At 66.3% G+C, this 12,594-nt stretch carries 10 protein-coding genes; 2 read left to right on the forward strand and 8 right to left on the reverse strand.

The features are described from left to right. Positions 1–16 precede the first annotated feature (16 nt). Genes K3A84_RS15130 through K3A84_RS15150 form a run of 5 tightly spaced genes read right to left on the reverse strand, consistent with a single transcriptional unit; the run spans position 17 to position 7,568 of the window. Positions 17–1,369 carry a sensor histidine kinase gene (locus K3A84_RS15130; protein WP_225010196.1) on the reverse strand — a complete coding sequence of 451 codons (1,353 nt, stop codon included), beginning with the start codon at positions 1,367–1,369 and terminating at the stop codon, positions 17–19. After that, the gene (locus K3A84_RS15135) at positions 1,350–2,033 is read right to left on the reverse strand and encodes a response regulator transcription factor (protein ID WP_318248319.1); all 684 of its coding nucleotides are present in this window, start codon (positions 2,031–2,033) and stop codon (positions 1,350–1,352) included. Before K3A84_RS15135 ends, K3A84_RS15130 begins: the two co-directional genes overlap by 20 nt. Further along, positions 2,002–5,100, reverse strand: a complete 3,099-nt coding sequence (locus K3A84_RS15140; RefSeq protein WP_225010197.1) for an efflux RND transporter permease subunit — start codon at positions 5,098–5,100, stop codon at positions 2,002–2,004. Before K3A84_RS15140 ends, K3A84_RS15135 begins: the two co-directional genes overlap by 32 nt. A gap of 3 nt (positions 5,101–5,103) precedes the next feature. After that, on the reverse strand, positions 5,104–6,102 hold the full coding sequence (locus K3A84_RS15145; RefSeq protein ID WP_225010198.1) for an efflux RND transporter periplasmic adaptor subunit: 999 nt from the start codon (positions 6,100–6,102) through the stop codon (positions 5,104–5,106). Beyond that, positions 6,099–7,568 carry a TolC family protein gene (locus tag K3A84_RS15150; protein ID WP_225010199.1) on the reverse strand — a complete coding sequence of 490 codons (1,470 nt, stop codon included), beginning with the start codon at positions 7,566–7,568 and terminating at the stop codon, positions 6,099–6,101. Before K3A84_RS15150 ends, K3A84_RS15145 begins: the two co-directional genes overlap by 4 nt. A gap of 109 nt (positions 7,569–7,677) precedes the next feature. On the opposite strand from K3A84_RS15150, the gene K3A84_RS15155 reads away from it, so the two are divergent. Further along, complete coding sequence (locus K3A84_RS15155; RefSeq protein WP_225010200.1) at positions 7,678–8,292, forward strand: cation transporter; 615 nt, start codon at positions 7,678–7,680, stop codon at positions 8,290–8,292. A gap of 385 nt (positions 8,293–8,677) precedes the next feature. Further along, positions 8,678–9,775, forward strand: coding sequence for a hypothetical protein (locus tag K3A84_RS15160; protein ID WP_225010201.1), 1,098 nt, complete (start codon positions 8,678–8,680; stop codon positions 9,773–9,775). Between the two features lie 209 nt (positions 9,776–9,984). On the opposite strand, the gene K3A84_RS15165 is transcribed toward K3A84_RS15160, so the two are convergent. The 3 genes from K3A84_RS15165 to K3A84_RS15175 all read right to left on the reverse strand — a co-directional run bounded on the left by K3A84_RS15165 (position 9,985) and on the right by K3A84_RS15175 (position 12,354). Next, positions 9,985–10,377 carry a response regulator transcription factor gene (locus tag K3A84_RS15165; RefSeq protein ID WP_225010202.1) on the reverse strand — a complete coding sequence of 131 codons (393 nt, stop codon included), beginning with the start codon at positions 10,375–10,377 and terminating at the stop codon, positions 9,985–9,987. Next, entirely contained in the window at positions 10,374–10,811 is a 438-nt protein-coding gene (locus K3A84_RS15170) for a response regulator (RefSeq protein WP_225010203.1), read from the reverse strand. Before K3A84_RS15170 ends, K3A84_RS15165 begins: the two co-directional genes overlap by 4 nt. Positions 10,812–11,043: 232 nt before the next feature. Then, a complete protein-coding gene (locus K3A84_RS15175) occupies positions 11,044–12,354 on the reverse strand; it encodes a hypothetical protein (RefSeq protein ID WP_225010204.1) in 1,311 nt (436 codons plus the stop codon). Between the last annotated feature and the right edge of the window lie 240 nt (positions 12,355–12,594).

Here is a 12,594-nt window from a genome sequence, read left to right on the forward strand (position 1 = left end):
GGCCCTGTCGGATTTCCTATTGCGCAGGAAATGTAAGCCGCACCGCTAGGCCCGGTGCGAGATGGCTTATCTCCATCCGAGCGCCGTGGAGGCGGGCCACTGCCTCCACGATCGCAAGGCCAAGCCCGTTGCCGGGCGTCGTCCGGGCAGCGTCAAGCCGGCCGAACGGACGAAGGACAGTCGGGACATGGTCCGGGGCGATGCCGGGGCCGTCGTCCTCGACGGAAAAAAAGGCAGGTGCGACGCGAACGACGATCCGGGCGCCCATCGCCGAATGCTTCAAGGCATTGTCGACGAGATTCGCGACTGCGCGCGTGAGAAGATCGATATCGCCTTCGACAAGGACCTTGCTGCCGACCAGCAAGTCGATCGACCGGCCCGATCCCTCGATCTCGGGGCGATAGGCATCCACAACCTGTTCAGCGACCGCTGCCAGATCGACGGGCGCGAATTCCTTGCGCGCATCGCCGGAATCGATCTCGGCAAGATCGAGCATCGACTCGAACAGTCGCAGCGCGCCATCGATGCCGCCTCCGGCATCGTCGATCGACTGCTGCAGTTCCTGGACGTCATGTGATCGCTTGGCCGCTTCGAGCGTATGGCGCACGCGCGTCAACGGCGTGCGCAAGTCGTGCGCGATTTCGGCTGACACACGCCGCACCGTGCCGACCAACGTATCGATCCGATCGAGCATGCCGTTCATCGCCAGGGCGAGCTCATCGAGATCATCACGCGCACGTCCGGTGTGTGGGATCCTCGCGGTAAGATCGCCCTGTTCGACGGCCCGCACCGTGCCAAGGATGTCCTGCATACCGCGCAGCACGCGGCGCGTGGCCACGAAACCGACGGCGAGGCCGACGATGAGAGCGATAACGCCCGAAACCAGGATCGCGTTGAACACCGCCTCGCGCACCGCCTCGCCGCGCTCGACGTCGTCGCCGATGACCAGCAGCGAACCATCCGGCAAGTGGCTTGTCAGGACGAGCAGATGTTCCTTGCCTTCCAGGCCGGGCGTTCCCTCGCGCGCTGCCATTGCGTGCCAGCCCGCGGCCCGCGGGGCGGTGGTCAGATCACCCGCCACGATCCGGCCATGCGGATCGACCAGCAGATATTCGAGCGCGCCCGGCCGTTCCGATCGCGCGCCGATCGCGTCGGCCGCGCGCACGAGGCTTTCCTGCGCGACTTCGACGGCGACGGCATGCACCTCCAGCGCGATCCGTTCGCGTGCATCGCTCTCCACGATGTTCTGCGACACCAGCCAGCCAGCGATACCAGCTCCGGCCATGGCAAGTACAAGCAGCGCCGCATTCAGCAAGGAAAGGCGGAAGACGGTCGAGCGGAGGAGTGCCTTAGCCGGCGCGAACGGCATAGCCCTCGCCCTTTATGGTATGGATCAAGGGAGGATCGCCGCCTCGGTCGATCTTTGTGCGCAGCCGGCTGACATGGCTTTCGACTAGGTTGGTTCCAGGATCGAACCGGAACCGCCAGATTTGCTCGAGCAGCATCATGCGCGTGACCACGGCCGGCGCATTTTGCATCAGCATCTCGAGCAGCTGATATTCACGCGGCTGCAGATGAACCAGCTTGTCGCCTCGCCAGACCCGACGCTGCATCCGATCGAGCGCCAGGGTGCCGACCGTGAGCAGGGCATCGGACAGACCGCTTGATCGGCGACCCAGCGCCTCGACCCGGGCTTCCAGTTCGACCATCGAGAAGGGTTTGACGAGATAGTCGTCGGCACCGCCGCGGAGGCCGGCGACCCGGTCGGAGACCGAGCCGAGCGCGGTCAGCAACAGGACCGGCACCTTGATGTCGCGGTCGCGAAGACCCGCAACCACCGCGAGTCCATCCATGCCCGGCAACATTCGGTCGATGACGACAACGTCATATCTGCCGTTCAACGCCCGATCGAAGCCTTCAGCGCCGTCACCGACGATGTCGACCTGGTGGCCGGATTCGGCGAGCGCGGCCGCGACCGCCTCCGCCATCTTCCGGTCATCCTCAATCAGCAACAACCGCATCGCTCGTTCCATTTTGATCCCTGGGCCAACGATAGGCCAGCACGAGCGCGGGCAACAGCACCAGGCTCATCAGGGTCGATGTTACCAGCCCGCCGAGGATGACCGCGGCCATCGGCCCCTGCACCTCGCGGCCCGACTGGCCCGCCTCGAACGCGAGTGGGGCGAGCCCGAGCCCGGTCACCAGCGCGGTCATCAGGATCGGCGTGACACGTTCGCGCGCGCCGCGGATGACGGTGGCGAGATTCCTCGGCGCCCCTTCCTCCTCGACCAGATGATCGACATGGCTGATCAGCAGGATCGAGTTGCGCGCCGCGATCCCAAACAGCGTGACGAAGCCCACCAGCGCCCCAAGCGACAGCACGCCTCCCGTGATCGCAACGGCGATCACACCGCCGGCGAGCGCGAAGGGCGTCCCAGCAAGAATGAGTCCCGCCGGCCGGCCGCCGCCAAAGGCAAGGATGAGCAGCGCGATGATGCCGATCGACGCTGCCGCGACATTGAGCAGGATCTGGCGCGTTGCCGCCGCCTGGGCCTCCGCGACGCCGGCATAGTCGAGATAGACACCCGGCGGCAGCTTCACCTCGCGGGCGAGTTTCGCGCGTGCGGCGCGGACGAACCCGGCCACGTCGGATGCCGATGGATTGGCGGTCACGACCTGCCGCCGCCGGCCGTCCTGATGGCTGATCGTCGTCCGCCCCTCGACGGCGCGGATCGTGGCAATCTCGGAGAGCGGCGTGGTCGTGCCGTCGGCGGCACGCACGAGGATGGTGCCGACCGCCTCGGGATCGCGCGCCTCATTGTCGGGCAGGGTAACGGCGACCTCGGTGATACGATCCGCTTCGGCGATCTCGCTGACCGTCCGGCCCTGGAAGGCGGTCTCGATCGCATCATAGGCGTCGGTTGGCGTTACGGCGCGCAGCGCCATGCGATCGGCATCGAGCGTGATGCGCAGCGCCGGGGCGCCGGGCTGTGCCTTGACCCGGACATCGGCGGCACCCGGTACTGTCGCGAGCACCCGGGCGACATCGGCGGCGACACGATCGAGCCCGTCGAGATCGGCACCGTAGACGCCGATCGCGACCTTGGCGGTTTCGCCGGACAGGGTCTCGCTGATCCGGTCGCCAAGGAAGGTGAGGGTCTCGCTCTGGATTCCGGGATAGCGGGCGAGCACGGCGCGGATTTGCGCGAGTGTCCGGTCTTCGGAAGCGCCGCCGACACGCCTGAGTTCGACATGGAACTCGCTGCGGTTGGGCTGGAACGTGTCCTCGCCCGCTTCGGCGCGGCCTATCTGTTCCTCGACGGTGGCGACATCCGGAATGGCGAGCAAATCATGCGTGATCCGGCGGCCGATGCCCTTCATCCAGGGGATCGACGCCCCGACCGGCCCGTTGACCTGGACGACATAATGCCGTTCGCGAAACGCTGGCAGCAGCTCGCCGCCGAAGCTGATGAGGATCAGCGCTGTGACCACGCCGACCGCGGTCGTGGCGATCACTGCGAAGCGGGGATGCCGGCACGCCGGCGCCAGCAGCCGCGCATGCGCGTCCTTCAGCCTGCTCACATAGCCCGGCTCGTCGTGCAGCCTGACCCGCTTGAGGAGCAGCAGCGACATGGCGGGCGCAACCGTGATCGCGACCACGAGCGAGGCGAGCGTCGCAAGCAGGAACGACCAGGCGAGCGGCCCGAAAAAGGCGCCCTGCAATCCCGTCAGGAACAGGATCGGCGCGACCGTCAGCGCGAGCACATAGGTCGCATAGACCACCGGCGCACGCACCTCGACCGACGCCGCCTCGATGATCGCGGCCCGGCCGTCGCCCTCGGGCGCATCGCGCAACCGCCGCACAATATTCTCCACGCCGACGATCGCGTCGTCGATGACCACGCCGAGCGCGACCGCGAGCCCGCCCAGCGTCATCGTGTTGATCGTCTGCCCCGTCCGATCGAGCACGATCAGCGCAGCCAGGAGCGACAGGGGAATCGACGCGAAGGCGATGAAGGCGACGCGCAGGTCGCGCAGAAACGCCAGCAGGACAAACGCGATCAGCGCGGCGCCGATCAACAGGTCGGTGCGGATGCCGCCAAGCGCGGACTCGATGAAATTCGCCGGACGATGGAGCGCGGGGTAAATATGCACGCCCTGTGCCTCGATCGCCGGCCGCAGCTCGGCGAGCGCGGCTTCGACCTTGAGCGTCGTGTCGAGCGTGTTCGCGCCGTACTGGCTGGCCAAGGCGAGAAGGACGCCGTCCTGTCCCATGATCAGCGCGTCGCCGGTCTTGGGTGTAGCGGCATCGACGACATCGGCGAGATCGCCGAGCCGAACGGGCAGGCCAGCGCCGAGCGGCAGGACCGCCTGGGCAAGCGTGCGTGCGGTGACGGCGCCGGTGGTCGGCTCGATCAGGATGCGCTGGTTCGCCGTCTCGGCGAAGCCGCCGCCGCGAATGACTGTCATCGCCTTCACCGCGGTTTCGACTTCAGCGAGCGACACGTTGCGCGCCACGAGATCCGCCGGGCGGATGCGCACTTCGATCCGGCGCTGCTCGCCGCCGAAGATGATGGCGCGAGTGACGCCGGGCGACGCGAGCAGCCGCGGCACGATCGTCCAGCGCACGAGATCGCGCAGCGACTTGGGATCGCTCCCGCCTGTGAAGCCGATCTTGAGCAGGTCCATCGTCGATGACGTCAGCGGCCCCATGCGCGGCGGCTGGACACCGGCCGGCAACTGGCCGGCGGCCTCGGAGATGGCTTCCGCCACGATCTGACGCGCCCGATAGGGGTCGCTGCCTTCGACGAACACGACCTGGATGACCGACAGGCCCTGGATTGATTCGGAGCGGACCGACTGCACGCCGGTCGCGCCGTTGATTGCGGTTTCAAGCGGGCGGGTGACGAGCGCCTCGACCTGATCGGGAGTCATGCCCGGCGCTTCGGTCTGCACGCTGGCCTGGGCCGGAACGAACTCGGGGAATACATCGTAGCGCGCGTTGCGGATGGTGGCGACGCCGAACCCCAGCAGGAGCAGCGCGGCGAGCATGATCATGCCGGGATGGGCGAGGCTGAGCCTGACGATGCGACCGAGCATGGGTTAGTCTCCGTCGCTTTCCGCGGCGGATCCGCCGTTGCGGTCGATTGCCAGCAGCGTTTCCGCGCCTCCGGTCACGACACGATTCCCGGCGGTCAGGCCCGAGCGCACGAACCATCCGCCACCGATCGGCCGCGCATCGACGAGCTCGACGCGCTCGAAACTTTCCGGCCCTTCCTGCCGGTACACCCATAGTCCGCCGCGCCAGCGGAGCACTGCGTCGCGCGGCACGGCGACACCAGACTCGGCGCTGCCGCGCTCGACCTTGACGTCCAAAATGCGGCCGTTTGTAACCGACGCCGCGATCGGCCCGCGCAGGATGGCAAGCAGGCCCGCGCTTTGCAGGCGCGCGTCGGCCGCGGCCGCCGGGCCGAGAACGGCAACAGCACTGCCATCGATGCGCATACGGGACAGGGCATCGAGGTTGGCGCCGGGCACGTCGATCCTCACGAGCGCGGCCCGGCCGGCTGCGATATCCGCGATCAGCGCGTGGCGGGCGCCGGGCCCGAGTCGTGCGAGACCGGGACCATATTCCAGTCCGATGCGACGCTCGGCCAGCCCGACGCGGGCGGCGTCCGCCGCGGACTGCGCGCGCGCTGCTTCGACCGACTTCGCCGAGGCGCTTTGATCCTGGGCGAAAAGCTCGGCGAGCCGGGCGGCCTCGGCTCGGGATGCGCCTGCGGCCGCCCGCGCCGTCACGATTTCGGCGTCGATTGCCGCAAGCGCCCCGCCATCGAGCCCGCGTGCAAATCCGTGCGTGATCGCAGGGGCGGTGGTGGTGATCGCCGGCGCGACTGAGAGGCCCACGCGCTGCTGCTCCGCGCGCTCAAGGCGCACCTCGCCGTCGCGTGAGCTCGAAGCCGTCGTCGTGGGGCCATCGACCGAGGGTCTCTTGCCCTCAACGATCTCGGCCGCGTTCCGCATGGGGGCAAGTCCCAGCAGCACCGCAGCGCTGATCCCAGCGCCTACCCCCGCCCAGCCGATCGCCGCGCGTCTGCTCATCGGCGTTGCTCCCCGGTTCGTCCTGTTGTGATCATGGTCTCCGGTCCTTCAAGCGGACGGCGCAGCGCATCCTCCAGCGCGGCATCCGCCACATGCACGCGCGCCAGCGCGTCAATCTCCGATGTCCGTGCCTGCTCGGCGCCCGCCTGGGCCGCCGCCCAGTCGGTGCGATCGATCGCGCCCGCGGCGAGTTCGCGGTCCGCTTGAACCGCGAGGCGGCCCGCGGCGACCCGTTCGACGGTCCGGATACGCTCGAGCGCCGCGCGCGCCGCGCGCGTCTCGACCAGCGCGGCATCGATCGCGGCCTCGGCCGACGCGATCACCGCTTCGAGGCGCTTGCCGGCTTCGGCGCGCCGGGCCTCCGCAGCCGCGATGGCATGGCGGTTGAGATCGAGCGGCGGCAGGATCAGGCCAAGCGAGAACGGCACCTTCACCAGCCCGCGCTCCCAGGTATAGCCCGGCGCGACGCTGATCGCGGGGAATTGCTTGGCCACCTCGCCGCGCAGATCGGACTCGGCCTGATCATAGGCCACGATCGCTTTCAGCACATCGGCCCGCGAGCGCACAGCTTCGAGGCGCAGCTCGGTCGTGACCTGGCTGCCCGGGTCTGGCGCAGGCTCGTCGAACCCGTCCCACGCCATCGCAAGCGGCCTGACCGCTGTCTCAGGCACGCCGACCGCCGCTGCGATCGCCCGATCCGCGGCGCGGTGCTGCGCTTGCGCATCAACGAGACGGCGCCCCGCATCGGCACCGTCGGCGCGGACCCGCTCCAGTTCAGCTCGTGATGCCTCACCCGCCGCGACGCGACGCGCCATCGCGGCGAATTGACGATCGCGAACCTGGGCCAGCGCACCGAGCGCCGCGATTTGCCGGTCTGCAACCATCCGTTGGGCAAGCGCCCGCCGCAGCGCGATGCGGGCCGACCAGATCGCCTCGGCCACATCGTAGCGCGCCGACAGCACGGCGAGGTCCGCCGTGCCGATCCGCGTGGTCCGCCGGCCGCCGATATCGAGTGGTATGTCGAGCGCCCCGCCGAACAGCCAGGGCGAGCTTGCCGACGGGTCGCGCGCATATTCGCTGGTCAGCGTCAGCGTCATGTTCGGCCATTGGCGCGCGACGCCGACATTGGCGGCAGCGGTGTCCACCGCAGCGCGCGCGGCGGCCACGTCGGCGTTGTACAGCGTTGTGGCGGCGAACAGCGACAGCCGGTCCCAGATCACCGGCGAAGCCGGGCGGACAGGGGCGATCTCGGCGACGCGATGCTCAACCTCTGCCTGATCGAGCGTGCGCGCATCTCGGGCGGCCGCGATCGCATCCGGACTGACAGGGTGCGGCCGATATGACACGCAGCCCGACGTCGCCGCCAAAAACAGCAGCGGCACCGCAAGGCGCAGTTTGAACCCGCAGGTCAGGGGAGCCGCAACGATCATCTCGGCGGCGATATCAACCGTCAGCCGATCTCGCATGTTGTGGATTTACAAGGTGCAGGCTTTGCCCGACCTGATCTATCCCCCCGTGGCGGGCTTCGCTCGATTTCATCGATGTGCGTCGGCGCATTGCGGGGAGATTAGGGCGATGAGCGACCAGGACGACGATGTTGACCTTCGAGACAGTAAGCCGCTCGCGCGTGCGATATTGTTCGTCGCGCTCGCAAATCTGGCTTATTTCGGGGTTGAATTCACCGTCGCACGGTTGATCGGGTCGGTTTCGCTGTTTGCCGACAGCATCGACTTCCTCGAGGATACCTCGGTCAACCTCCTGATCCTTCTCGGCCTGGGATGGAGCATGCGCGCCCGGGCAGGTCTCGGCATGGCGTTGGCCCTGGTGCTGCTCGTGCCGGGGCTCGCGACGCTCTGGACCGCGTGGGCAAAGTTCAACGTGCCGATTGCGCCGTCACCCATTCCGCTGTCGCTGGCGGCGCTGGGCGCGCTCGCCGTCAATGCGACCTGCGCGATCGTCCTGACGCGGTTTCGGCATCATCAAGGCAGCCTGACCAGGGCGGCCTATCTCTCGGCGCGCAATGATGCCGTGGCTAATATCGCTATCATTCTCGCTGCGGTCGTGACTGCTACGCTCTGGCGTTCCGCCTGGCCCGACCTGATCGTGGGCCTGGCCATCGCCGCGATGAACGCCGATGCCGCGCGCGAGATCTGGGAGGCGGCGCGGGCTGAACATCGGGCGCAAGGGTAGCGACCGGAGCACTGTTCATGACGGCCGTCACAAAAAAGAAGCAGCTACCGCCGCACAGTGCCTTGGCGAAAGATGCGATGCGGTGGGAAATTCTGATCATTGCCCGAATTTGCCGCTTCTGCGTGAGCTTTTCTTCGCGATGCACGGCGATATGGACATTGTTGACGGATTGCCAAACTGGTCCCTCTGCCGCTAACACCGGTACAACCGGTCGGGTGACTTGCCGATCGGCCAGGGCCAGCCGGCGTCTTGAGAAGCGTCGGCGCGCCCGTTCCGATATGTCTTGCCCCAGAGCGCGGCGCCGTCGCGGCTTTATCGGCCAGCCGGTGGAGCGCTGATAGCGAGATCGTTCGATCGATCCGGGGCTGGATGCTAGAGCCGCCCGATGGAGTCGGTTCATCTCTTCTATTCCTGGCAAAGCGATCGGGACAGCAAGCTGTGCCGGGATTTCATTGCCCGGGCCCTGGCGGCGGCTGCAACCCGGATCGAGGCCGCGCGCGGCATCGCGTTGCGGATCGATTCCGACACAGCCGGGGTCGCCGGCACGCCCCATATCACCGAGACAATCCTCGCCAAGATTCGCGCCTGCGACATCTTTGTCGGCGACATGAGCTTTGTCGGCCGCGCCGATAGCGGCAAGCTCGTCACCAATCCCAACGTCATGGTCGAATATGGCTATGCCCGTCACGCCAAGGGCGACCATCGCATCCTGCTCGTGATGAACGCCGCATTCGGATCCTTCCGCAAGCTGCCCTTCGACCTGCGCCATATGCGCCGCCCCACTGAATATTCCGCCGCAGCGGATATAGGGGAGGCCGCACTGGAAGCGACGGCTGCGGTTTTCACGGACCTGTTGGTCGAGCATCTCGGCATCATCGTCGATGAAGTCCTCGCCGACCGTGCAGTCGCCCTCGAGGGTGGCGACATCGCGGACAAGGCACGCGCGCATCTGGCCGAACTGGACGCCATGGCGGTGCGCAACGACACGCCGGCCATCGTGCCCAATCCGCGTCTGCTCGTGCGGCTTGCGCCGATGAACATGCCAGCTACCGCGCCGTTCGAGTTTGCGCAGATCAGGATTTGCGCCCACGCTTCGTGCCCACCGGGTTCGCCTCTGAACTCCGGGAAGACCGGCCCGCCGCGCGGCAATGGGCGAGTTTCGATCCCTTGTCGCCCGTGGCCGGTCGCCCGAACGGCCAGGCGCGCTGGTTTACCCGCATCGTCCTGCCCGGACTGTTCGAACTCGCTGTCACCGTCGGCTATGCCGAGGACGAGGACGAGATCATCGGTGTCGATGGATTCCGTCTCGAGGCTCGCATCGTCGATGCGGTCAGGCGGCTCGCGGCGCTCGCTTCCGACCTGGGCTATTCGGGACCGGCGCTGGTTGTCCCGATCCTGCAAGGCGTCGAGACCGTCGCGCTGCTGGCGCCGCGCGTGGCCGGCCGCCGCTTTCCTTATCCCAGCCTGTCCCTTGGGGAACTGATCTTGCCGAGCCTCGACAGGGTCGATGCGCTATCGCTCCGACCGATCCTCAACAATCTCTGGCTCGACGCCGGATTTGAGGACGGATCGCCGTCTTTCGGTCCCGGAGGCTGGGCGGGCGACAGCAATATGCCGCTCTATTCCCTCGATTAGGCCGGCGGTGTTGACGGCTCGGCGACAGCGACGGTTGAACGCTGTGTGGAGCAACCATCACGCTCCTAGCGTTTTTCGATCTCGCGCCGCCATGGCGCGGCGGATGCGGGCAAGCACAAGGCTGTGGTCATAGGGTTTCGCCACGCTTGGCTCCTCTTCGCAGAGATTGCCAGCCTTCCTGGTTGCCGCTTCGGCATTCGCCGCAAGAATGACCTCGATTTTTCCGGGCTGACCTCGAATCCACAGGGCCAGTTCAAAGCCGTTTTCATCGGGCATGGCGGCGTCAAGCAGCACGATATCGATCCTGGTATCTTTATCGGCTACGAAGGTCCGCGTTTCACTGCCATTGGCCGCTTCCAGGACCTGAAAGCCACAGTCGCGAAGATACGCCGCTAGCGGATCGCGGACCAGAATATCGGATTCAGCCAGCAGCACTACCGTCTCGGTCATGATCTCCCTCTTCGCTCGATGCCAAGAGAAGAGAACACAAGTGCCACGGCTGCATCCAGCTGGTACGGCTTCGATATGAACTTGAATATGTCATCGACCCGCTCGTCGCCAAGATAGCCCGAGCTGACAACGATGGGCAGAAATTCATTGTCAACATGGAGCGTGCGAGCGAGCGCGAGACCATTATGCGTGCCAGGCATTCGCACATCGGTGAAAACGAGGTCAATCTGTGCATCGGACCGATAATATGTAAGGGCCTCATCCGCGTTCGCAGCTTCGGTCACCATGAACCCGTGGTCGCGTAATGCCTCGGCGAGGAGCGCGCGCAGCAATGGTTCGTCGTCCACGACCAAGATATGGGCCGACCGCCGGCCTTCTTGCTCTTCAGTTAATGGCAACAGCCAACCCCTTCGGTTCCCTATCATCACATTCATGAAGACGCGTGTCCATGGCCGAGACACGAGGCAATGCCAGAAACGGATTGCTGGATAAATGTTTCCGGGCCCGGACAAAATGGGAGGTTTCATGCTGATCTGGATGAACCCGCCAACCCGAGCCAACGGCGATCATTCCACCTGCCGAGGTGCTCGTAAAACCGAGGCCGAGGCGTGAGGCCGCCGATCGAGCCTGCCGGCGCAAAAAGAGAGACTCGAATCGCTGCTGGTCTCAGCCCAGCGTCCAAAGAGAATCCTCGCGCGCCATCTTGCCTGCAGGGCCATTGGCCATATCGATCAGGGCCGCGACGACCTTGCGGGCGACGCGTCGCGCCTTGGTCCGATCCTGGCTCGGTACCCTGGTATTGATTGACCGGCCGTGCACGAACGTGCTGCGCAGTTCGAACAGCACCTTGTAGTCGGCCGCCATCTGCGGATCGCCCAGCAGCGTCTCGATCCGCTTCGCCAGCCTCTCCTTTACCGCCATCCTGGACACGCCCGGCGGGTAAGGCCCGCCGAAATCGGCGCGCATGCCAAGCGCCGCCTCGATCGTCGTCATATGGGCCATGATCTGGTCCATGCCGTCGCTGAAGAAGGCCCGCACCAGGAAGTGCTTCACGGGCGTCGAGAACAGATCGGTCGCCGACGCCCGCTGGACTTGGTCCCACCTTCCATGATCGAGTAGCTGAAGCATGTCGGCGGCATCGCTCGACAAATGGATGACCACCGGCCGCTCATATTCGATCTCCTCGCCGTCCGGCGTGGTGAACCCCGCATATTCCCAGGTCAGCAGGTCGGGCGAGGGCACGGTGCGGGGCCGCACGAACAGGTCCCCGGTCTCGACATGCATCCAGGGCACCAGAAATCCGCGCCAGTCGATATCAACCATCGAATGCCAATCCTCCCACGGAGCAAGCAGGAGGGCGAACAGCGCGTCGGTCACCGCCGGGGCATATTGGCCGGCATGGGCATCGATCTCGCCGAGATCGCGACCCAGATCATAGAAGAAGGGAAGGGCCCGCCTGCCGATGTCCTGCTCCGCCGCCACCGTCTCTTCGATGACGAGCCAGTGAAACTCGGACAGCCTTTTGCTATCCAGGGCATGGGCGGGATAAAGCTTCGAAAGCCGCTCTTCGTCGAACAACACGGCCAGCTCGGCTGCGCTATAGCGCCGCACGGTCGCATTGCCGAAGGTCAGGTCGGGCAGGTCGTCCGCCAGGTCGAGCGGACAGAGATAGCGCCGCGTGATCGAGGCCATTCCCAAAGCGTCGACCAGCCGTGCGGCCGCGTCTTCGATCGTCATTGTGCGCTGCGCGGCGCTCGCCCGGGCGCCGCAAGGCAAGCCCAGTGCGCGCAGCGCGTCCGATAGCGCGAAGGTGAACCCGGTCCCGGCCCGGGCGGCTGGAAAGGCCATTTCGCAGTGCGCCTTGAGTGCCAGAAAAGCAGGGTTCTGTAATAGATTGTCGGGGCCTGGCGGCGCCAGCGACCAGATGGGGCCAAGCGCCTTCGTCATCGCCTCGACCGGGGTTGGACCCTGGATCATTCTGCCCCCTTTGCTCTCGCGCCTATTCCCGCGTGCGTCCTTCTATCCTCGTCGCACACCGATGCGATGGTCTGATCATGCGCTCGTTTTCGACAGGGGAAGCGAGGAGAGCGCGGCAGCGGGAAAAGGAGTGGTTTGGCGATTGCCCGCTGACGCGGGCACCGGCGCTCTATCTCCGCTTCGCTCCGACCGAGCTTCGGCTGCGCCGAATCTCGGCCCTGCGGGTAACGATCACCATAT

Source organism: Novosphingobium percolationis (genome assembly GCF_020179425.1).
Taxonomy (GTDB): domain Bacteria; phylum Pseudomonadota; class Alphaproteobacteria; order Sphingomonadales; family Sphingomonadaceae; genus Novosphingobium; species Novosphingobium percolationis.

Bases quoted from the DNA above. Each gene is read 5' to 3' on its own strand.
- K3A84_RS15130 (WP_225010196.1), bottom strand. From the start codon at position 1,369: ATGCCGTTCGCGCCGGCTAAGGCACTCCTCCGCTCGACCGTCTTCCGC.
- K3A84_RS15135 (WP_318248319.1), bottom strand. From the start codon at position 2,033: ATGGAACGAGCGATGCGGTTGTTGCTGATTGAGGATGACCGGAAGATG.
- K3A84_RS15140 (WP_225010197.1), bottom strand. From the start codon at position 5,100: ATGCTCGGTCGCATCGTCAGGCTCAGCCTCGCCCATCCCGGCATGATC.
- K3A84_RS15145 (WP_225010198.1), bottom strand. From the start codon at position 6,102: ATGAGCAGACGCGCGGCGATCGGCTGGGCGGGGGTAGGCGCTGGGATC.
- K3A84_RS15150 (WP_225010199.1), bottom strand. From the start codon at position 7,568: ATGCGAGATCGGCTGACGGTTGATATCGCCGCCGAGATGATCGTTGCG.
- K3A84_RS15155 (WP_225010200.1), top strand. From the start codon at position 7,678: ATGAGCGACCAGGACGACGATGTTGACCTTCGAGACAGTAAGCCGCTC.
- K3A84_RS15160 (WP_225010201.1), top strand. From the start codon at position 8,678: ATGGAGTCGGTTCATCTCTTCTATTCCTGGCAAAGCGATCGGGACAGC.
- K3A84_RS15165 (WP_225010202.1), bottom strand. From the start codon at position 10,377: ATGACCGAGACGGTAGTGCTGCTGGCTGAATCCGATATTCTGGTCCGC.
- K3A84_RS15170 (WP_225010203.1), bottom strand. From the start codon at position 10,811: ATGAATGTGATGATAGGGAACCGAAGGGGTTGGCTGTTGCCATTAACT.
- K3A84_RS15175 (WP_225010204.1), bottom strand. From the start codon at position 12,354: ATGATCCAGGGTCCAACCCCGGTCGAGGCGATGACGAAGGCGCTTGGC.